Source organism: Terriglobia bacterium, from assembly GCA_035712365.1.
In the GTDB taxonomy this organism is placed as follows: domain Bacteria; phylum Acidobacteriota; class Terriglobia; order UBA7540; family UBA7540; genus SCRD01.
Genome location: DASTAW010000039.1, coordinates 40,848 through 61,783, shown reverse-complemented (window position 1 = coordinate 61,783; position 20,936 = coordinate 40,848). Strand labels below are relative to the sequence as shown.

At 58.5% G+C, this 20,936-nt stretch carries 21 protein-coding genes; 14 read left to right on the top strand and 7 right to left on the bottom strand.

Annotated elements, in window-relative coordinates; translation table 11 throughout:
* The first annotated feature begins 27 nt into the window (after positions 1-27).
* The 14 genes from VFQ24_11540 to nth all read left to right on the top strand — a co-directional run bounded on the left by VFQ24_11540 (position 28) and on the right by nth (position 13,732).
* A complete protein-coding gene (locus VFQ24_11540; protein ID HET9178979.1) occupies positions 28-960 on the top strand; it encodes an aldo/keto reductase in 933 nt (310 codons plus the stop codon).
* Between the two features lie 22 nt (positions 961-982).
* A complete protein-coding gene (locus VFQ24_11535; GenBank protein HET9178978.1) occupies positions 983-1,414 on the top strand; it encodes a rhodanese-like domain-containing protein in 432 nt (143 codons plus the stop codon).
* Positions 1,415-1,539: 125 nt separating this feature from the next.
* Entirely contained in the window at positions 1,540-2,298 is a 759-nt protein-coding gene (locus VFQ24_11530) for an alpha/beta hydrolase (protein HET9178977.1), read from the top strand.
* A 144-nt stretch (positions 2,299-2,442) separates the two neighbouring features.
* Positions 2,443-4,740, top strand: a complete 2,298-nt coding sequence (locus VFQ24_11525) for a thioredoxin domain-containing protein (GenBank protein HET9178976.1) — start codon at positions 2,443-2,445, stop codon at positions 4,738-4,740.
* A 574-nt stretch (positions 4,741-5,314) separates the two neighbouring features.
* Entirely contained in the window at positions 5,315-5,701 is a 387-nt protein-coding gene (locus VFQ24_11520) for a hypothetical protein (GenBank protein ID HET9178975.1), read from the top strand.
* Positions 5,698-6,231, top strand: coding sequence for a hypothetical protein (locus VFQ24_11515; protein ID HET9178974.1), 534 nt, complete (start codon positions 5,698-5,700; stop codon positions 6,229-6,231). Before VFQ24_11520 ends, VFQ24_11515 begins: the two co-directional genes overlap by 4 nt.
* 128 nt (positions 6,232-6,359) lie before the next feature.
* Complete coding sequence (locus VFQ24_11510; protein HET9178973.1) at positions 6,360-7,886, top strand: N-acetylmuramoyl-L-alanine amidase; 1,527 nt, start codon at positions 6,360-6,362, stop codon at positions 7,884-7,886.
* 2 nt (positions 7,887-7,888) lie between these two features.
* Positions 7,889-8,494, top strand: coding sequence for a GerMN domain-containing protein (locus VFQ24_11505; GenBank protein HET9178972.1), 606 nt, complete (start codon positions 7,889-7,891; stop codon positions 8,492-8,494).
* A gap of 13 nt (positions 8,495-8,507) precedes the next feature.
* Entirely contained in the window at positions 8,508-9,299 is a 792-nt protein-coding gene (rph, locus tag VFQ24_11500) for a ribonuclease PH (GenBank protein HET9178971.1), read from the top strand.
* Between the two features lie 64 nt (positions 9,300-9,363).
* Positions 9,364-9,996, top strand: coding sequence for an RdgB/HAM1 family non-canonical purine NTP pyrophosphatase (gene rdgB / locus VFQ24_11495; protein ID HET9178970.1), 633 nt, complete (start codon positions 9,364-9,366; stop codon positions 9,994-9,996).
* A 259-nt stretch (positions 9,997-10,255) separates the two neighbouring features.
* Entirely contained in the window at positions 10,256-11,020 is a 765-nt protein-coding gene (locus tag VFQ24_11490) for an OmpA family protein (protein ID HET9178969.1), read from the top strand.
* Positions 11,021-11,334: 314 nt separating this feature from the next.
* A complete protein-coding gene (locus VFQ24_11485) occupies positions 11,335-12,060 on the top strand; it encodes a chlorite dismutase family protein (GenBank protein HET9178968.1) in 726 nt (241 codons plus the stop codon).
* Between the two features lie 35 nt (positions 12,061-12,095).
* A complete protein-coding gene (locus tag VFQ24_11480) occupies positions 12,096-12,986 on the top strand; it encodes an NAD(P)-dependent oxidoreductase (GenBank protein ID HET9178967.1) in 891 nt (296 codons plus the stop codon).
* Positions 12,987-13,024: 38 nt separating this feature from the next.
* Positions 13,025-13,732, top strand: coding sequence for an endonuclease III (gene nth / locus VFQ24_11475; protein HET9178966.1), 708 nt, complete (start codon positions 13,025-13,027; stop codon positions 13,730-13,732).
* Positions 13,733-13,798: 66 nt separating this feature from the next.
* On the opposite strand, the gene VFQ24_11470 is transcribed toward nth, so the two are convergent.
* The 7 genes from VFQ24_11470 to VFQ24_11440 all read right to left on the bottom strand — a co-directional run bounded on the left by VFQ24_11470 (position 13,799) and on the right by VFQ24_11440 (position 20,908).
* Positions 13,799-14,785, bottom strand: coding sequence for a 4-hydroxy-3-methylbut-2-enyl diphosphate reductase (locus VFQ24_11470; GenBank protein HET9178965.1), 987 nt, complete (start codon positions 14,783-14,785; stop codon positions 13,799-13,801).
* Positions 14,786-14,874: 89 nt separating this feature from the next.
* Entirely contained in the window at positions 14,875-15,684 is an 810-nt protein-coding gene (locus VFQ24_11465) for an SDR family oxidoreductase (protein ID HET9178964.1), read from the bottom strand.
* 3 nt (positions 15,685-15,687) lie between these two features.
* Positions 15,688-16,386 carry an ABC-type transport auxiliary lipoprotein family protein gene (locus VFQ24_11460; GenBank protein ID HET9178963.1) on the bottom strand — a complete coding sequence of 233 codons (699 nt, stop codon included), beginning with the start codon at positions 16,384-16,386 and terminating at the stop codon, positions 15,688-15,690.
* Positions 16,346-16,828, bottom strand: a complete 483-nt coding sequence (gene tsaE, locus VFQ24_11455; GenBank protein HET9178962.1) for a tRNA (adenosine(37)-N6)-threonylcarbamoyltransferase complex ATPase subunit type 1 TsaE — start codon at positions 16,826-16,828, stop codon at positions 16,346-16,348. Before tsaE ends, VFQ24_11460 begins: the two co-directional genes overlap by 41 nt.
* Before the next feature lie 7 nt (positions 16,829-16,835).
* On the bottom strand, positions 16,836-18,416 hold the full coding sequence (locus tag VFQ24_11450; protein HET9178961.1) for an NAD(P)H-hydrate dehydratase: 1,581 nt from the start codon (positions 18,414-18,416) through the stop codon (positions 16,836-16,838).
* Positions 18,413-18,625, bottom strand: a complete 213-nt coding sequence (locus VFQ24_11445) for a hypothetical protein (GenBank protein HET9178960.1) — start codon at positions 18,623-18,625, stop codon at positions 18,413-18,415. The genes VFQ24_11450 and VFQ24_11445 overlap by 4 nt, the downstream gene beginning before the upstream one ends.
* Positions 18,626-18,829: 204 nt before the next feature.
* Positions 18,830-20,908, bottom strand: coding sequence for a SpoIIE family protein phosphatase (locus VFQ24_11440; protein HET9178959.1), 2,079 nt, complete (start codon positions 20,906-20,908; stop codon positions 18,830-18,832).
* Positions 20,909-20,936 lie beyond the last annotated feature (28 nt).

Below are 20,936 nucleotides of genomic sequence, written 5' to 3'. Positions count from 1 at the left end.
ACCGGGAGCAGCTTCGGTCCCTCAGCAATGGAGAAGACCTTGGCAGATCAAAATTCGCAAGGCATGATCTATCGGACGCTGGGGCGCAGCGGAGAAAAGGTTTCACTGCTTGGGCTGGGCGGATATCACATCGGAATGCATTCAAGCGAGCAGGACAGCATTCACCTGATCCGGACGTCCATCGACCGCGGCGTCACTTTTATGGACAACTGCTGGGACTATAACAATGGCGCGAGCGAGATGCGCATGGGCAAAGCGCTCCAGGACGGTTACCGGCAGAAAGTTTTTCTGATGACCAAGACTGACTCTCAGGTTAAAAGCGCCTGGGAACAACAGCTCCACGAATCCTTGCAGCGCCTCCAGACCGATGTGATTGACCTGATCCAGTTCCATGAGGTGATTCGCATGGGCGACCCGGACCGCATCTTCGGGCCGAACGGGGCCTTCGAGGCCGCGCTGGCCGCCCGCAAGGCGGGCAAGGTGCGGTATATCGGCTTCACAGGACACAAGGACCCGGCCATCCACCTGAAGATGCTCAACACCGGATTCGATCATGGGTTCACCTTTGACGCTGTCCAGATGCCCCTGAACGTGCTCGACGCGCATTACCACAGTTTCGCGCATCAGGTTGTCCCGGTCTGCGTAAAACACGGCATCGGAGTGCTGGGCATGAAGCCGCTGGCCGATGGGGCCATTCCCCGCAACAACGTGCTTCCGGCCATCGATTGCCTGCACTACGCGATGAACCTGCCCACTTCTGTCGTGATCAACGGCTGCGAATCAATGGACCGCCTGGAGCAGGGGCTTGAAGCCGTGCGCACTTTCAAGCCGATGAGCGAAAGTGAGCTGGCCGCGCTGCTGACAAGGACAGCGAAGGCTGCGGCCAATGGAGGCCTCGAACTTTTCAAGACTTCGCACACCTACGACGGCACTTATCAGAATCCCCAATGGCTTGGCTAGGGGACGCGCGGGAGGGAAAGTTATGAAACTTAAAGTTAGCGCCGGAATCGCAGTTCTCTGCGTATTCACAGCCTCGCTGGCTGCCCAGCCTCAGAAGCATCCATCGGTCGCTTCCGGCGCGCCGGAGACGTCCGCAGAACGCCTCCACTCGATGCTCGGCCAACAAGGAAAAGTTCTGGTGCTCGATGTGCGTACGCCTGAAGAATACGCCAAAGGGCATATACCCGAAGCCGTTAATGTTCCGATTGACACCCTCGCCGCGAAAGTCCGGGAAATGCACGTCTCAAAGGAAACGACCATCGTCACCACGTGCGAACACGGCGGACGCAGTTCCCGCGCCGCATTGGAACTCAGGAAGATGGGTTATCAGGCCACGTCTTTTTGCCGCATCGCTTCCTGGCAAAAAGATGGTTACAAGGTCGAGAATGGGGAGGCAACGCCCCGCTCAAAATGAAGATGCCGCGGACGGCCGGCATTTTCCGATTGCAGGCGAAGGATCAACCCGTGGCGAGAAAAGCGCCTGCGGCAGAAACTGCCGTTCCGAAAATCAGACAAACGTCTGGCAAGCCATAGAAGCTCATGGAAACTCTTGTCCAATTTTCCAATGCGCGGCGCAAATTGCTGCGCGGCATGCTCCATCGGCCGGCCAGCGGCCGCGGCAGGTTACCCGCGGTCGTCTTTTTCCATGGCTTCACCGGCGATCGGATGGAATCCCATTGGATTTTTATCAAGTGCGCCCGCGCCCTGGCGGGCCAGGGGATTGCCAGCCTGCGGTTTGATTTCTATGGTTCAGGCGAATCGGATGGGAGCTTTTGCGAAGCCACTCTCCAGAGCGAAATCGCCGATGCCCGGTCCGCCGTCCGTTTCATGCACCGGCAAAAAGGGATCGACGCGGGCAGGCTGGGACTGTGCGGGCTTTCTCTGGGAGGCTGCGTGGCAGCCTGTGTCGCGCCCGCAGCAGACGCCAAAGCTCTGGTCCTGTGGAGTGCCGTGGCGCATCCGGCAATTCTCCAGCAGCTACCCGGCAGCCTGGGGAAACCATCGCCCACCGGCGATTTTGAATACGATGCCCGCCTCATCTCCGCCCGCTTCGTAAGGGAGGCCGCCAAAGTCGATCCGCTCAAGGCCATCCGCCGGTTTCGAAAGCCCATGCGTATCATTCATCCCGGCAAGGATGACACCGTTCCACTCTCCCACGCAGGAGATTTTTTGCAGGCGTCGGGCGCCATCATCAAGCAGAAAGTCATCATCCCCGGCGCCGACCACACCTTCACCTCCATCGCCTGGGAATCTGCGGTGATCGAGCAGACCGTCGAGTGGTTCCGGCGTTATCTGTAGCCCTGATTGCCCAGGTCCCGCGCGCCCGGATTTACCAGGGTCCCAACATCGCTATTGTTCGGCTCATCTCTTGCGGTCGGGTGATCGGTTCCCCGCATGATATCTTCATGTCCGTCATTCTCGATATAATGACCGTATAAATGGTTGAAGGGACCGGACCTGAGCATCGGCACTCCGCAAAAAGGCTGGATTCTGGCACTGGCCATTGCGCTGGCGGCCGCGGCGTGGCTTTGGCGTCCCTCGGCCGGCACCATCAGGAAAGGAGTTGGAAGCATGGCCGAAGCTGGCGCAAACCCGGTTTCGCACGACTACACCAACCATCTCATCCACGAGAGCAGCCCCTATCTGCTGATGCACGCCCACAATCCCGTGGACTGGTATCCCTGGGGCCAGCAAGCCTTTGACCTCTCGAAGCGCGAAAACAAGCCCATCTTTCTTTCCGTCGGCTACTCCACCTGCCACTGGTGCCACGTGATGGAGCGCGAGTCGTTCACCAACCCCGAAATCGCGCGCATCATGAACGAGAACTTTGTGAACATCAAAGTGGACCGCGAGGAGCGCCCGGACGTTGACAAGGTCTATATGACCTTTGTGCAAGCCACTACGGGCGGCGGGGGCTGGCCGATGTCCGTTTTCCTCACACCCGACCTCAAACCCTTTTTCGGCGGCACCTACTGGCCTCCCGTTGACCGCTACGGGCGCCCGGGCTTCAGCACCGTCCTCGAGCGGGTTGCCGAGGCGTGGAAGAAAGATAACGCGCGCATTGAACAATCCGCTGCCGATGTGGTGGAGCATCTTGAAAAATCCGTCAACGCGCCCTCGCCCGGGAAAGCGAACATCACGGACGCAACCCTCAGCAACGCCTATCAGCAGATCAAGTCAGGTTACGATCCCGCGAATGGCGGCTTCGGCGGCGCGCCCAAGTTTCCGCGGCCGGTGGTCTTCAACTTTCTTCTGCGCTATCACGTCCGCAGCGGCGACCAGCCCGCGCTCCAGATGACTCTGAACACCTTGCACGCCATGGCGGACGGCGGCATCCACGACCACCTGGGCGGCGGTTTTCACCGTTACTCGGTGGACGCAAAGTGGCACGTGCCGCACTTCGAAAAAATGCTCTATGACCAGGCGCAACTGGCCATCGCCTATCTCGATGCTTACCAGATCACGCACGACCCGTTTTACGCGGGCATCGCGCGCGACGTTCTCGACTACGTCCTGCGCGATATGCGCAGCGCGCAGGGAGGATTTTTCAGCGCCGAAGACGCTGACAGCCAGATTGAAAAAGACAGGCCCGAACACGGCGAGGGAGCGTTCTATCTGTGGACTGCCGGCGAGATCGAACAAGTTCTGGGCCCGGATGCAGCCAAGATTTTTGACTACGCCTATGACGTTGCGCCCGACGGCAACGTCGCCCCGCAGAACGATCCCCAGGGGGAGTTCACGGGGAAGAACATTCTCCAGGTGGCGCATTCCGTCGAGGAAGCCGCAAAACAGTTTGGCAAGTCTCCTGAAGAAATCCGCGCCACGCTCGCCGATGCCCGAAGCAGGCTGCTTGCGGCCCGCGACCAGCGCCCGCGCCCCCCTCTGGATGACAAAGTTCTGACTTCCTGGAACGGCCTGATGATTTCTGCTTTCGCGCGCGCCGGACAGGCGCTCGGCGAGCCTGCCTACGTCCAGGCGGCACAGGGCGCGGCGGATTTTATCAAGTCCAAGCTCTACGATGACCAGACTGGTCTGTTGATGCGCCGCTACCGTGAGGGCGAGGTGGGAATCAGCGGGTTTCTGGATGACTACACCGGCCTCATCCAGGGATTGCTCGATCTGTACGAAACCTCATTCCGCCTCTCGGACCTTACCTGGGCCATTCGACTCGAGGAAACCCAGGACCACCTCTTCTGGGATGACCAGGGCGGCGGCTATTTCCAAACCACCCAGAACGACAAGTCCATCCTGGTGAGAATGCGGGACGCTTACGACGGCGCCGAGCCTTCCGCCAATTCCGTTGCTGCCATGAATCTGCTGCGGCTCGTCGAAATGGCCAACCGCCCGGACTGGCGCGAAAAAGCCGATCAGGTCTTCGCCGCCTTCAGCCGCCAGATCGAGCACGCTCCGGAAACCCTCCCCCAGATGATTTGCGCCGTGGACTTCGCCCTCTCGAATCCACTGCAGGTTGTCATCGCCGGCGATCCCTCCCGGCAGGACACACAGGAACTGCTGGCCGTGGTGTACCAGCGGTACCTGCCCAACAAGGTCCTCTTCCTCGTGGATGGCGCAGATGGCAAGCAGCTTGCCGGATGGCTTCCCTTCATCGCCGGCATGCATCCCATCGGCGGCAAGGCCACCGCTTATGTCTGCCAGAACTACGCCTGCAAACTCCCCACTTCCGATCCCGCGCAAGCAGCACGCTTGCTCGAAGAGAGCAGGACGTTCCCCAAACCTTGAAGGCTTCCCCAGGGCTCGGAGCTTTGGCTGGCTGCACTTCAGGGGCTGAAAGAGTCTGCGTGAGAACTCGAAGCCGCAACGAGGAATCAACAACTTGCGGGCCAAGGCATCCTTGTAACTTATTGATTTCTAGTAGCCCACTTATGTTGCCACGCAGACTCTTCAGCCCCGACATTCGCCGTGCCTCCATTCTGACGGCTTCAGCCGCTGAAGCAATCATCGGGAAATTCCACAGGACTGACCCGCCCCTCCTGACTTCTGGCTCCTGGCTCCTGACTTCGAGCCTCTCCCGCCGATTTTGCTTGACTTTAGTAGGCTAGGTATGGTAACCTTAGCTAATTCTTCCCGGTAAGGCGCGGGGCCGGGCGCGCGTCTTGCAGTGGGACAGACAAAATCCGCCAGGTTAAAACAGCGAACGTTACGGTGCAGGAGCAGGGAGTGGAGCGTGGTGTGCGTAGCGCGCGGTCCATGGTTGGGCCGGCGGTTTGCTCAGTAGCGGGTTACGAATGCGTGTCGGTGACGAGCGAATTTTTGCAATCCTCAAAAAGCCATTTTCGCGCTGGTTTTGAGGCAAATGGGACAAAAAAACACGTTTTTTGAAAAACGAACCGGAGAAGTTGCTGAAAACAAACAGAAATTGGCCAAAAACAAACCGGAACAAACCGGAAAACAAAGCGGAGAAGTTGTTGAAAAAACGTGCCTGTGGAAAAGACAAACCGGAACGAACCGAAAAACGAAGCTGGCTATGTCATTGAAAATACAGGACAGCCAAAAATGCTCGCCTTGTGACAGGCAGCGGTTGGCAAAAGCCTCTCGCCCCGCTGCGGCCCGCACCTTCAACGGAATCATGATTGATGATTTGTTTATCACCGACTGCCAATCCTCAAAGTGCGCGCCCGCGAAGGGACCCGTGGCTGGGCAGCAGAACTTGCCCGTGCGCTGCCTGATGGTGGAGCGGTGAAAGACCACGAATCCCGGGCGCTGCAGGGTGAAGTCAAGAGTTTGGCGGAACGCTGGCCGCGACTCTGGGGATCGCCGGGAGCCGCGGCGGCTGTTCTGTTTTTCACCCTCGGCATGGGAATTGCGCCCTGCCTGGTTCGGGCCCAGCAGGGCCAGACGAAACCCCATGTTATGCTGGACCCGCAGGTGCAGGTCGAACCGGCGATACCTCCCAGGAAAACGCACCGCTTCTTTGACAGGACCAACCTGGCGCTGTTTGTTGGTGTGGCGGCGGTTCGCGCGCTCGATTACACCTCGACGCAGCATTTCCGGAGCCAGGGCAACACCGAGGTGCTGTTAACCAACAGCATCGTGGACAACAGGCCGCTCTTCGCTGGCATCGAGGCTGCGGGGACGCTGGCCTCGATCGGAGTTTCCTATTGGCTGCACCGGACGGGCCATCATAAGCTGGAGCGGTGGATTTCCATCGTCCACATTGGCGTGGGTGCGGTCGGAGATGCTCACAACTATTCGCTGGGCGCAGCCCATTAAAACGACTGGGACAAGCGCGCGCGGAGGCGGCCCCGCGCAATTGCAAGCTTGGGAAAAGTTCGACTAAAATATCAGATTGGCACGGGTGACCCCTCTGGGTTTGCCCTGCCACGGGAACCCTACAGCGCGTGAAATCTTTGGTTAAGCACCACAATCGCAGGTTCCGTTCCTTCCGCTGGCTGCTGCTGGTGGCAGTCGTCGGAATGCTCCTGTTGTTTGCTCCCCGCCTTGGCCGAAGCGACAGTTTTGTTTTCTACTTCCCGAAGTCTCGATCCATCCTTCAGACTCGAACTTACGGCAACGCCCAGTATCTTCCCGTGCTCCCGGTCCTGAACCTCTTCGGCACCATCGAGGACCTGAAAAACAGGAGGAAGGCCCTGGAGTTGCGGTTCAACGGCACGCACATCAGGCTGCAGGATAACAACCCTACGGTCAGGCTGAACAACGCCCGCGTCAAGCTGGCCCAGCCCGTTCGTTTCATGGATGGAGCGTGGATGGCGCCGGTGGATTTTGTGACCACCGTCCTTCCCACGATCATCAACCAGACCGTCGAGTACAAGCGGGGCGAGAACCGCATTTTTGTGGGTGGGATGCGGCCGAATTCCTTCACCCTCCACCTGTCACCGCTCCAGGCAGGCGCGCAGCTCACCATTCAATTTACGGAGCAGGTTAACCTTCGCACGGCGGCACAGAACGGGAAGTGGATTCTCTACCTGGGCAATAATCCCGTCGAGCCCGTTGAGTCCAGCTTCGATTTCAGCAATCCCTACGTTTCGCAGGTGAAATTCGACGACCACGACGGGCTGCCCAAGCTGATTGTGACTCCTTCAGCGGCAGGCTTTGACTTCTACCCCAAACTTGGAGAAGGCGGCAAGGTGCTGATTGCCACTGTCATAAAGCCAGGCGCAACAGTGGCGCAGCAGGCCCCGGCGCCATCTCAGCCGCCGGTTGCTGCTGCCCCCGTTCCGGGCAAACCTCCCGCCGCAGTCCCGCCCCAGGCGGGGGGTCCCGCGGTGGCGCCGGCCATCCCTTCGCTGCCGGCCGTGGTGCTTGATGCGGGACACGGTGGCTCCGACCTTGGGGCGCAGGGAAAAGACGGCATGCTTGAGAAGAACCTGACGGCGCGCCTTGCGGCCCAGGCGCAGAAAGCGCTCCAGGCCACCGGCAAGTACCGGGTTGTCCTCACTCGCACCAGCGACGTGAATGTCGGCTTCGACCAACGCGCCGCGGAAGCCAACATCGCGCATCCCGTCGCTTTCATTTCGTTCCATGCGGGCGAACTTGGACAATCGACTCCCCGCGTGATGGTGTACAGTTACCGCCCTTCCTCGCCGCTCGCCATGACCACCGGCCCGGACCCGCAGCCCCTTTTTATCAATTGGGATAAAGTGCAACTTCGCTATATGAACCAGAGCAACCGTCTCGCGCAGGAGTTGCAGCAGGACCTCGAAAGGACCACGAAGGTGGCGTCCACTCCACCCATGGAAGTTCCCATGAGGGTTTTGCAGAGCATCGCCGCGCCTGCTGTGGCCATTGAAGTCGGAAGCCTTTCGCCGCAGAGCGATTCCGCCGCGCTCACCAACCCAGCCTTCCAGCAGCAGATCAGCGAAGCGATCGTTGCGGCCGTCGGCGCGATTACAGGAGGGCGACAGTAACCATGTCCCAGCGCGCGCTGATATTGACCATTGTTATCGCAGTCGTCCTGGCAGCGGGAATTTATTATCTTGGGACCCTTCGGCGCCACCTCGCCCCAACCGCCGAGAGCACCTTGCGTTCTGAACAGACCGCGCGAACGCAATTGAACGAGGAGGCCCTGCAGCAATCCGGAGGCCAGGCGCAGACCATCACGCTTTATTTTCCCTCCTATGCGGCGGGAAATCTGCTGCCGGAGACGCGGTCATTGAAGCTCTCTTCAGATAACATTACGGCCGTGCGGCAGATCCTTCTGGCCCTCATCGAAGGTTCGCACCAGGGGCACGGCACGGCCCTTTCACCGTCCACAACCGTAAGGGCCGTCTTCCTCTCGCAGGATGGGACCGCCATCATCGACCTTTCACAGGAAGCTCTGGCGGACTTTCAACCGGGAATTGAAAGTGAAAACCTGGCCATTTATTCCATTGTGGACTCGCTCTGCGCCAACATCGCTCAGTTGAAGGAGGTAAGGTTCCTTGTACAGGGCGAGGAAGTCCAGACTCTTGACGGCCACATCGACCTGACCGGCAATTTCGCTCCTGAGCCGTCATTGATTGCTCAGACACAATAAACCAGGAGAAGTTATGTCCTCTACACCCAAGCCGCTTTCGGGCCTCCTCTATTCCGGCGGGAAACTCGTGCGGGCCGGCCACCGGAATGCGACAGAGATCCGGCCCGTCGAAATCATCCCCGGCTTCATCTCCAGCGCCGAAGGCTCAGCGTTGATGCGTCTGGGCGAAACCCGGGTGATTTGCACGGCATCGGTGGAATCAGGAGTGCCCGCCTTCCTGAAAGGTACGGGCAAAGGCTGGATATCAAGCGAATACGCCATGATCCCTCGGGCGACTGAAATCCGAACTCCCCGCGAGGTAACCCGCGGCCGGCCCAGTGGCCGTACGATGGAAATCCAGAGATTGATCGGCCGGTCTCTGCGCGCCGTCGTAAACCTCGAGAAACTGGGAGAGCGGACCGTCTGGATCGATTGTGACGTCATTCGCGCCGACGGCGGCACGCGCACAGCGTCCATCACCGGCGCCATGGTCGCGCTCGCGCTCGCGCTCAGGAAGCTCAAGGAACAGAAGGTGATCTCTGAAATTCCATTAAACGATTTCGTGGCCGCCATCAGCGTGGGGATTATCCGGAAAGAAACACTGCTCGACCTCGATTATTCAGAAGACTCCAGCGCCGAGGTCGATATGAACGTCGTGATGACGGGTTCGGGCCGCTTTGTGGAAGTGCAGGCAACGGCTGAAGGTCTGCCCTTTGGCAACGAGGATATGACCGGGCTGATTGAGTTGGCACGGCCGGCCATTCAGCAATTGGTTGCAATGCAGAAGTCGATTACCAAGGTTGAGCGGCCGGCCGCGCGCGCCTGATGTTGCAATTCCAGGCATTCAATTGGCCAGGCCCAGACTCTGACCAGGCGCGGGGATTTAAGAATTGGAGCCAGCTCAACTTCCCACTTCCGTGATGCTGACTGTTTATCTTGCCTCAACCAATCCAGGAAAGCTGCGCGAATTCAGGGGCGCCGCCGAAAGTCGTGGGATTGAAGTTGAACTTCTTCCCGGCATCGAAAACCGGCCCGTCTGCGTTGAGGACGGAAATACGTTTGAAGAAAACGCCTGCAAGAAGGCGCTCTATTACAGCCAGTGGAACGACGGCATGATCTTCGCCGATGATTCCGGCATCTCAGTGGATGCCCTGGGCTCCGGCCCGGGAGTCTATTCCGCCCGCTTTGCAGGACCCCAGGCGGATGATGAAGCCAACAACCGCAAGCTGCTTCGCGAACTGGCCGGCGTACCTCCATCCGGCCGTACCGCGCATTATGTCTGCGTGATTGCTCTTGCCCGGCGCGGAGCCATTTTAACCGTTGTTGACGGCAGGGCTGACGGGCTCATCACAGAAGGACCAATAGGGACCGGAGGGTTCGGCTACGACCCGTACTTCTATTATCCTCCCTTGAACAAAACTTTCGCCGAACTGCGCATCGAGGAGAAATTCGAGATTTCGCATCGCGGAAAGGCGTTCAGGAAGCTGCTCGAATACGTCCAGGCACTATGCCCTGACAGTTAATTCTCCGGGGAGCGCCTGGCGGTCTCCCTATCAGGGACGCCAGGATCGGATTAGGAGTTTCCTGGGTCTCGGATGCGCGAATCGGGGCAGGCTGATGACCAGATAAATTTTACAGGGATAGTTACTGGTTAGGGTATTTTTTAGACTTCGAGCCAAACTTATCAATTCATTCCAAAGCACTTACTGCTGCAAGGAATTTGGCAGCCAGAATGCATTGAGGCACAACGTAGTAACTTAGAGCTGCCGGGGAGATAAAATAATGAATCCAAAAAGATTTTCCAGGATAATGGCCGTGGCAGTGGGTCCGATGTTGTTGCTCAGTACGGGCTGCATCGCCACGCGGAAGTATGTCCGCAACACCACGACACCTCTCGACTCGAAGATCACCAAGGTTGACCAGAAGGTAGACCAGAAGACTGCGCAGAATGCCCAGGATATTCGGAACCTCGATGACAAGACAGAGGCCGGAATTTCTGACGCCCGAAATTCCGCCGAAAAGGCTAATCAGGCGGCAGGGCAGGCTGACGAACACGCTCAGCAGGCCCATCAGGTCGCGGAGCAGGGTCTGTCAGAGGCCAACAAAGCGCAGGACATGATCAACAACTTCGACAATTATCAGACGGACCAGCGTGCCACCGTCTTGTTCAAGCTGAATCAATCAACGTTGACCAAAGACGATATGCAACGTCTTGATCAGCTCGCCGAGGCCGTCACGGGGCTGAAGCACTACGTGATCCAGATTCAGGGGTACACGGACCAGACAGGCCCTGAACAATACAATCTGCAACTCAGCCAGAAGCGGGCCAGCGCCGTGATCCGTTACCTGACGACGAACGGAAAAGTACCCCTGGTTCGAATTTACAGCATGGGATATGGCGAGACGAACCCGGCGGCGCCCAACTCCAGCCGCAAGGGACGTGAACTCAACCGGCGGGTTGACCTGACGGTGATGGTTCCCCAGATGCCTGCCAGCGCCCAGAAACCGGCGGCTGAAAACCAGGCTTCTGCGACCACGAATCCCTAGCTGAAAGCTCGAAACTTTTCAGCGCCGGGTCCCCGAATGTCGAGCGGATGGTGACGGCCAAGCCAGAAAAAGAGGCCTCGCCATCCGCTCAACGTTTCCATGGGTCGGGCCATCCATACTCTCCCCACCTCTACACGCCTCAATAGCTTGCCCAACCCAATTGGGCTTTGGGCGTCCGGCCTCCGGCTGTGCGGTGCGATCCGTGCTATAGTGAAACTTTCCCTGTGACAATGCGGTTCCGGGCAATCATCGGCAAAACGAGACCAGCTTTCCGGAAGTTTGGCACGGGATCCCCTGGAGGAGGACTTCGACCCTTGGCTGATGCAAAAACGGCAGAGACCAAACGCGAAGATAATCGCCGCCAATACGTAAATTTCGCGTTCTACAAAGTTGATCCCGCCTGGCGAAGGCTTGCAGAAGAAGACCGAAAACGCGGCAAATGCCAGTTCATCGATGTAGCCAAAAGCTATGAACCGGAGATGCTGATCGTGCCGTACTCGCTGGTGGGGATTCGCGGCGATTGTGACTTCATGTTGTGGCGAATCAGCTACAATATGCTGGATTTTCAGGACATGACGGCCCGTCTGCTGGCAACCGACCTCGGCAAATATCTGACCACTCCGTATTCGTATCTGGCGATGACCAAGCGCTCAACCTACGTCCGCGAGCATGTTCACGATGACCAGGAAGGAACACGCCTTAAACTTACGCCCGGAAAGTTTCGTTATCTTTTTGTCTATCCTTTCGTGAAAACCAGGGCCTGGTATCGGCTGACTCAGCAGGCGCGCCAGGGGATGATGAACGAGCATATCGAGATCGGCCACCGCTTCCCCACCGTTCGGCTGAACACCACGTATTCGTTCGGTCTCGACGACCAGGAATTCGTGGTGTCGTTTGAGAGTGACAAGCCTGAGCATTTCCTGGATCTGGTGATGGAATTGCGCCACGCAGAGACAAGCAACTACACCCTGCGCGACACTCCAATTTTCACCTGCGTGCATCGTGAACTGCCGGAGATGCTGGACCTGCTCGGCGGTTGATGCGCTGAATTAGAACACGTTGGGAGAAAAGGAAGATGAAGGCAGGGTTCATCGGCCTGGGCAACATGGGATTGCCCATGGCCCGCAATCTGCTGAAAGCCGGCCACCAGGTCACCGTCTATAATCGGACTCACCAGCGTGCGGAAAGCCTGCGAGCGGAAGGCGCCACCGTTGCAGACACTGCCGTCGACGCCTGCGGCAGCGACGTGCTGATCACGATGCTGGCTGACGACTCAGCGCTACGTGCCGTCGTCCTTGACGGCCAGCTCATTCCCAGACTTGCCCCAGGCGCCGTTCACGTTTCGATGGGCACTATCAGCGTGGCGCTTGCTCAGGAGCTGACGAAAGCACATGCCGCCGCCGGAAGCCAATACATTTCCGCGCCTGTGTTTGGCCGCCCCGAAGCTGCAGAAGCCGCAAAGCTTGTAGTTGTGGCCGCGGGACCAGCCGGACCCATTGAGAAATGCCAGCCTCTGTTTGACGCTATGGGGCAGCGCTCGTTCGTCGTGGGAGAAGAGCCGTCCAAAGCCAACGCCGTGAAGCTCGCCGGAAATTTCCTGATCCTTTGCGTGATTGAGTCTCTGGGCGAAGCCTATGCCCTGCTCCGCAAATCCGGGGTTGAACCGGAGCGATTTCTCGAGATCATGACGAGCACCCTGTTTTCGGCGCCAGTCTACAAGACCTACGGCAACCTCATAGCCAAAGAGCAATTCCTTCCGGCAGGGTTCAAACTTCCCCTGGGCCTGAAAGACGTCAGCCTTGTGCTGGCTGCGGCGGCGGACGTCCGGGCGCCTATGCCCGTTGCGAGTCTGGTTCGTGACCACATTCTTGCCGCAATTGCGCGTCACGGCGAAGACCTCGACTGGTCCGCTTTTTCAAAGATCTCGGCTGAAAACGCTGGGTTGAAGCAAAGCCGCATTCTGTAATAATCTCAAAAGACGTTGTTCGAAGCCGGGAGAGTTCCATGAAATCTACTGTCGCCAGGAAGGCGAAGCCCGCCAGGAAAAAGGCGGCGGGGAAAACGAAGAGCGGCTATACCTCGCCGCAAAGGCTAAGGAAAATCTTTGACGCGCTGGATCAACTGTTTCCCAGGGCCGAGTGCGCCCTGAAGCACGGCAATCCGTTTCAGCTCCTGGTCGCTACCATCCTCTCGGCGCAGTGCACCGACGAGCGCGTCAATAAAGTGACTCCGGCCCTTTTCGCCAAGTACCCCGGCCCTAAGGACTTCGCGCGGCTGGACCAGAAGGTGCTGGAAGAAGATATCCGATCCACGGGCTTTTTCCGCAACAAGGCCAGGAACGTCATCGGGGCCGCAAAGAAGATTGCCGGGGATTTCAAGGGCAAAGTCCCCCAAAGCATGGATGAAATGCTCACTTTGCCCGGCGTCGCCAGAAAAACTGCGAACGTCGTGCTCGGAACTGCATTTGGAATTCCCACCGGCGTTGTCGTCGACACGCACGTTTTCCGGATTACCCACCGGCTAAAGTTGTCGAATGGCAAAACGCCGGAAAACGTAGAGCAGGACCTGATCGCTCTTGTCCCCAAAGACCGCTGGATCACGTTCGGGCACCAGGTGATCTGGTTCGGCCGGAAGATCTGTCAGGCACGAAAGCCTCTGTGTATGGAGTGCCCCGTTGAATCCATTTGTGACGCGCCCGACAAGACCGTCTAAACGTCCGGCGGATTCGCTGGCTTGACAGGTGCTTTCGAACAGGGGGGCTTCTTCAGGGAGATTTCCCTACTGGCCAGATGCGGAGCTGCCGGCGCCTTTCGCAAACTCCTCGAACTTAATGGACGGCAGTGCAAACGCCACCTTCTCCGTCGTGCCTTCCAGCTCCTCGCACGTCTCGACGCCCATTTCCCGGAAGTATTCCACTATCTCCTGGACCAATTTTTCGGGCGCGGATGCGCCGGCAGTGATGCCTACGACTTCTGCCCCAACCAGCCAATCGGTCTGAATTTCAGAGGCGTTGTCAATCAGATAGGCACGAGCGCCGGAGGTTTCAGCCACCTCGCGGAGTCGTTCAGAATTTGAACTGTTGTCGGAGCCCACCACAAGGACCAGATCAGCCTGCTGGGCAACTAATTTCACAGCGGCCTGCCGGTTCTGGGTGGCGTAGCAGATATCGTCGCTGGCGGGCATCTGCAACTGCGGAAACCGCCGCTTTAGAACGTCGAGAATGGCCCTGGCGTCGTCCACGCTCAGTGTCGTTTGGGTGGTAACGGCAACCTTGCCACAGTCCGGAACTCGCACCTGTTCCGCCTGTTCCACGGTGCTGACCAGTTGGACCTGCCCGGGCACTTCGCCCATCGTTCCAATCACCTCGTCATGCCCTTCATGGCCGATAAGAATTATCGATAAACCTTCCCCGGCAAACCTCTTGACCTCTGCGTGGACTTTCGTCACCAGCGGGCAGGTGGCATCGATAACGTTCAGGCGCCTTTCCTGGGCCTTCTGGAAAACGTCAGGAGATACGCCGTGCGCGCTTACAATCACCAATGCGCCCTCCGGCACGTCGTCGATCTCTTCAACAAAAACGGCGCCCTTTCGGGCCAATGCCTCGATAACATACCCATTGTGGACAATCTGTTTTCGGACGTAGACGGGCGGCTGGTAGAGCTCAAGCGCGAGGTTGACTATATCAATTGCCCGATCAACCCCGGCGCAAAATCCTCTAGGTTTCGCGAGTATGACCTTTCTTGGAAGAGCCCGATTTCTTAGCATGACCCAAACATCGGAGAAACAATTGATTACTCATGCTAACAAATCCCCCTGCAAGCGTCAAAATTCTGAGGAGGACAGGCCCCGCGGCGTTACGTCACAATATCCTCGCCGCCGTCCACGCGAATAACATTGCCCGTCATCCACTGCGTACGGTCATCCATCAGGGCTGCGACGGCAAGGGCCACGTCCTCCGGGGTGGTCAGACGGCCTCCGGGATTCCGTAATCTGGCAAATTCGGCGAGCTTTTCGATGCCCGGAATCTTGCTCGAGCCGGGCGTTACGGTAACGCCGGCCTGAATGGCGTTCGCGGTAATCCCATGCGGCATCAGCTCAAAAGCAAGCTGGCGGATGTGCGATTCCATCACGGCTTTGGCTGCTGAAACGGCCCCGTAGTTCGGGATCACGCTGTGGCCGCCCGCGCTGGTCAATCCATAGATGCGCCCGCCGGAACGCATCATCTTACGCCGTACGAGTTCCTGCACCCAGTAAACAAGGTTGTTGCCCATAACATCCACGGTCATGTCCATCTGCGCCTGCGTAAGCTGCTCCTTGGAATCCTTGGCAACATAGGGCAACAACGAGCCGAAAGCCACAGAATGCACAAAAACTTTCATCGTATGGTTGCCGCCCCGTTCCCCCCAGTGTGTCTGCATCGTGTCGAGAGCATCGGCCCGTTTCCCAACATCGGCGGCGTTCATGTTAAAGAACAAAGCGTCCCGGCCCGCCGACTTGATCGTTTCGATGATTCCGTTGATTCGCTCCTGTGCCGAGCGGCGGTCAAAATGAACTCCAAAAACGTCCAGGCCCGACCGTGCCAGCTCAAGGGCCAGGGCCTCTCCAAACCCGCTTGAGGATCCAACGATCAGCGCCCAACGTACGGGCTCAGCCTGTGTGGCCATCTTCTACCGTCCCTCCGCTCCATGGGCTTGTTCCTGTTGCGGCTTCTGTGCATTCTCGTGCTCCAAAGCCTGAGAAATGCCTCGATAAGCAGTCTGCAGCAGGCGTTCAGCCGCGATATTCATTGCTTCAACGGCGCCTTGTGCGTTGCTTTTCTGGACTGGCTCCGTCTGTTCCAGGCGCGACGACCACACCACCAGATTGTGTTGCGTCTGGAGCAGATCCAATTTCAATCCGAGCCGGACTTCCCGGGATTTTCCGCCGGCTGCTGTATATCTCAGCTCGCTGAGATCCAGCACTCGCCCCCGCAAGGTGTAATCCGCCTTGGCGGGTGCGGGAAATGCATAGACCTGCTGGAACAATCCGGTTTTCGCAAAATATTTCATTGCTACATCGCTCAGCAGTTCACCTGGGTCCGACGACCACCGATGATAGTCGTCGAAGTTCAACTCGGTGGGCGAGGTGTAATAGATGATGCGGCTGTCGCGTAGAAGGTCCGGAGCGTCAAATCGCTCCACCTGCAAAGTGAAGTGCGTAGCCGGCGCCTCCGCACCCGGCGGCTGCGGTATACCCAGGGTGTAATAGCGGGTCTTCGATGGCCCGCATGCTGTACATAACAGCGCAGTCAGCAACACCAGCCCGGCCGCTTTCCCGCAGCACGATCTACTTCTCAAGCCCTTCGACTGTAATGCGACGGTCTTCACCTTCCAGCAGCTCCATGCGGATTCTGACTTGTACTTCCACGTCCTGCTCAATCAGCTTTTCTCCCCATTCTACGATGACCGTGTCTTCTTGCTCCAGCAAATCCTCGAGACCGAGCGTTAGTTGCTCCCTTGCGCCCTCCACGCGGTAAAGGTCCGCGTGGTAGATTTTGCGGTCTGTTCCATACTCGTGGACCAGCGTGAAGGAAGGGCTCGTCACCTCTTCCTGCCGCGCAATCCCCAGGCCGGAAACAATTCCTTTGACGAGCGTCGTCTTGCCGCTTCCGAGTTCGCCCTGCAAAATCAGCAGGCAGGGATGCGGCAATCGCCGGGCAAGCTGTGCGCCCAACTCCACCGTCTCTTCCGGCGAGTGGGTTACAAATTCCAACCGATCTTGATTGGCGCCCGCAGGCTTTTGCTCAAGCGCTCGTCTCTCAGCTCCCATACGCAAATCAGCCGTGCAACTGCCGTTGGAGTTCCCGGTAAGCCCCGGGCAACGACTCAAGAATATCACCGGCGATCATAGAAGCCTCGCCCAGTTCGCGCGCGGCAACGTCGCCCGCCAAACCGTGCAGGTAGACGGCGGCAGCCGTCACTTCTGTCGGCGAGCGATCAGGGTGCTGGGCCAGTAGCGCAGCGACAATGCCGGTGAGAACATCGCCTGAACCGCCCGTGGCCATGCCGGGATTACCCGTCAGGTTCACCCATACCTGGCCGTCCGGCGCCGCGGTCAGCGTCCGGAAACCCTTCAGCACAAGCTGAACGCCATGTTCTTGCGCAAATCTGCGCGCAACGTCCAGTCGTCGGGCAACAATCTCGGAGGTTTTTTCGCCCGCAAGCCGTCCCATTTCGCCCGGGTGAGGCGTCAGGACGCGAACCCTTTCCCCGGTAAGCAGCGTCTTGACGCAACCGTCAAACGCATTCAATCCGTCGGCATCCAGCACGACAGGAAGTTCGTAGCGGTTGACTGCCTCCCGGGCCAGTTCCGTGGTTTCAGGCTCCCGCCCCATGCCGGGGCCCACCGCCAGCACAGACTTTCCTTTCACCAGAGTGTCGAGCAGCCCCTGCTTAATGGCACGCAGTGAAATCGTGCCGGAACTTGTCTCTGGCAACGGCTCTGTCATGATTTCCATGCTCAGCGAGGCGACGACCGGCAAAGCGCTCCTGGGGGTGGCCACGGTGACCAGGCCCGCGCCTGCGCGCAGAGCGGCTTTAGCCGCCATCGCTGCAGCACCCGTTTTTCCGACCGAGCCTCCAATGACGAGCACGTGGCCGAAATTGCCCTTGTGGGATTCGGGTCTGCGCGGCTTTACAAGCCATTCCAGGTCGCGCGGCTCAAGAAGATTGAGGAAAAAGCCCGGATTGTCCACCAGTGCTTCGGGCGGAGTGCCAATGGGTCTCACAATCCATTCGCCCGTCTGCTCGCAGGCCGGTGGGAAAACGTGCGCCATCTTCGGCGCGGTAAATGTAACTGAGGCATTGGCGCGCACGCACTCCCCGATTAATTCGCCGCTGTCGGCAGCAACCCCGGTCGGCAAATCAACGGCAATAACTTTGGCCCTGGGGCAAACAGCCGCAATATCTTTTACAACTTCGAGCAGAAATCCGCCCAGCGGTTTCGAAAGTCCGGTGCCCAGGATGGCGTCAACCACGAGTGAAGCGTTACCCAGGCTGGCCTTGATCTTCTGCCAGGACGCGTGGTCCGGAACCGACAGCGGCAAACCTCCCTCGGCAAGCCGTCTGTAATTGTGTTCGGCATCCCCGCGCAAGCCCTCAGGCTCAGCCAGCAGCAGCACGCGTGGCTCAACGCCCAGTTCGCGCAGCATGCGAGCAACCACCATACCATCCCCGCCATTGTTCCCCCTGCCGCAAAGGACCACAATTTCCTGGGACTCAAGAGGAGAAAACCGCTGGCGCAGAAATGACACCACGCTGCGGCCGGCGTTTTCCATCAGAGTCAGGCTGGGCACACCATAGATTTCGGTTGTGGCCCGGTCGACGCTCTGCATCTGGGCGGCGGTGAGGATCTTCATTCCTTAATGCCTGCCCGGGATGCAAGCTGCCTTGGTTTTTGCAAATTGCCCATCACGATCAGATAATGGCCAGCGGAGATCGTCTGAATTGGAACGGGATTGCAGTCCAACGGGCCGCGCAGCGAAACCTCTGGCGCGGCATGGAGGTCCGCGCGACCCGCGCCGCAGGCAATGAAGCGGTTCATCAGAGCTGAAATCGCATTTCCCATTCGCCGCCGCCCAAAGAACGGGCCCAACTCGAATTCTACCATCGCCTTTGAGAGGGTTCCAATTGCCAAGCCCACCGTCTCAACCCTATGCAAAATCAAGCCACGGCCACGCCAGTCTCCTCTGGAGCCGAAAAAACCTTTAACCAGCGCGGAAGAAACGCCACTTGGCTGAGCCCCTGAACGCATCGACAGCAGCAGGAGGACTCACGAAGCCGTCGCGCGGGCCACGATCAGGGTCATGTCGTCCTGGGGTTCGCCTCCGCCCGTCCATTCATCCACACTCCTGTATACTTCATCGGCGAGCGCGTGCAGCGGGTCCCCTTGGGCCCGCCGAACCACCTCAATCAGCCGACGTTCGCCAAACTGGTCTTCAAAACTGTTTACGCTTTCGGTGAAACCGTCGGTAAACGCAACCAGAGTATCTCCCGGCTCAAGAACGACCTTCGCCTCGCCATAGGACATCGGCGAAATCAAGCCCAACGGCGTTCCTCCTGCGTCCAGGCGGACAACTTCTCCCTTTCGGAGAAGCACCGGCGCGGGATGGCCTACATTCGTATAAACAAGCCGGCGCGTGACGGCATCATACAAGGCATAGAAGCAGGTCGCATATTTCTCCTCCGGCGTATACTCAAATAGCTGCTGGTTTAATACGCTGAAGAAATGCGCCGTTGAGAAGCGGTCGGAACCAGACTTCTCCTCTGACGAGTCCGGGTACAGGCGGGTCCGAATCAGCGACTGGATGGCCGCCATGATCAAGGCTGCCGAAATTCCCTTGCCGCTGACGTCGCCCAGCACCATCCCAACCTTATCAACATCTACGGAGAGAAAGTCGTAGTAATCACCACTCACCCCCCGGGCAGGCCGGCAGACACCATAAAGCTCCAGCCCGGCCAGCTTGGGCGCTCCGCTCGGAAACAACTGCTCCTGGATTTCGCGAGCGATCTGGATGTCATGTTCCAGCCGGGTCTTCTCCTGCGATTGGCGCAAAAGGCCCTGGAGCGATTCCATCATATTGTCGAACGCCCCGCCCAATGAGCTGAGTTGGTCCTGGGCTGGCATGTTAATCCGGTGAGAAAGGTCGCCCGCCCGAATGTGTTCTGTAGCCTCGTACAGACGGTCAACCGTCGCTGTGATGGTGCGGGCCAGGCGGATGCCGGCTACCAGTGAAAGCAGTTCAATGGTGAGGAAAACCACTGCGATCACCAGAAACAGGGTGAGATAGATTCGAGAATATCGGCCCAGCGTGGCTAGCAGATATCGGCTGAGGATGGATAACCTGGAACTCACGTACACAAAGACCGGCTGGGAAACAGATTGTTTCCCCGCCACATCCCAGCGGATAACATCCAAGGAAGACGTCCCAAAGACATCGGTGTCCAGCCAATTGGCGGGAGGCGAAAGGCGCAGGGAACTTGAGCGTGCAATCACCTTCTCCTGCGGCACGGCTCCAGCCGACCCCGGCAGACTCTGCTCAACGGATTGCATCGACACCACTCTTGTTATACTCGCCTGGATGATGCCGACGGGCCCAATACCCATGCCAAGCAGGTCCATCAACTCCGGGCTGAACGGCTCTGAAAGAACCATTGTGATCGGCCCGGCGGGGACGTTGCCCTGGTTGGCAGCCCGCAGAAACAGACTGCCGCCATCGGAAACGACGCCTGAAAATTCTTCCGACTTGAGCCACGTGGGGATGGCGGGGACCCTGCTGACGGGACTGCCGTTGAGGTCAAACGCGCGCTGCTGATTGCCCACGCGAAGCACAATCTCAAGGCCGGGGTAATTTGCGGAGTGCTGGGAAAGTTGTTGCACATAGAACTGCTGTAACTGATCCAGCAGTTCTTCCGGAGCTCTTGCGCGGCTCATGTAGGCCTCGTGAGCCACAATCCGGTTCAGTTGCTCCATCTTCTCGACCTGCTTGTTCACATTCAAGGTTACGAGAAAGGCGGCAAACTGGCCGTTGGCGATCACCGCGCCCACGCCCGCCAGGACCAGGATCAGAACAATAGGAACGACTGCAATAAAGATGTAGGTGACAACCAGCCTTCGGCGGAGATGCCAGATAATGTGGTGTTTGAAAGCGCCCGCCAGCCGGACGATATAGTAACAGGCGGAAACCGCGAGCCCAATCACGAAGATAATCCAAAGTAATTCTGGAGCACCACCCGAGAGGATACTCTCCAGCCACAGGGCCGCGCCGAAGGCAAGCAGCCAGACGGTGAACCGCGCCATCGGATGGGAGCGATATTCCCTGAGAATCAGGTCAACGAGTAAGGCTGGCATTCACCCTCCCGGGCGCATCAGGCGAGCG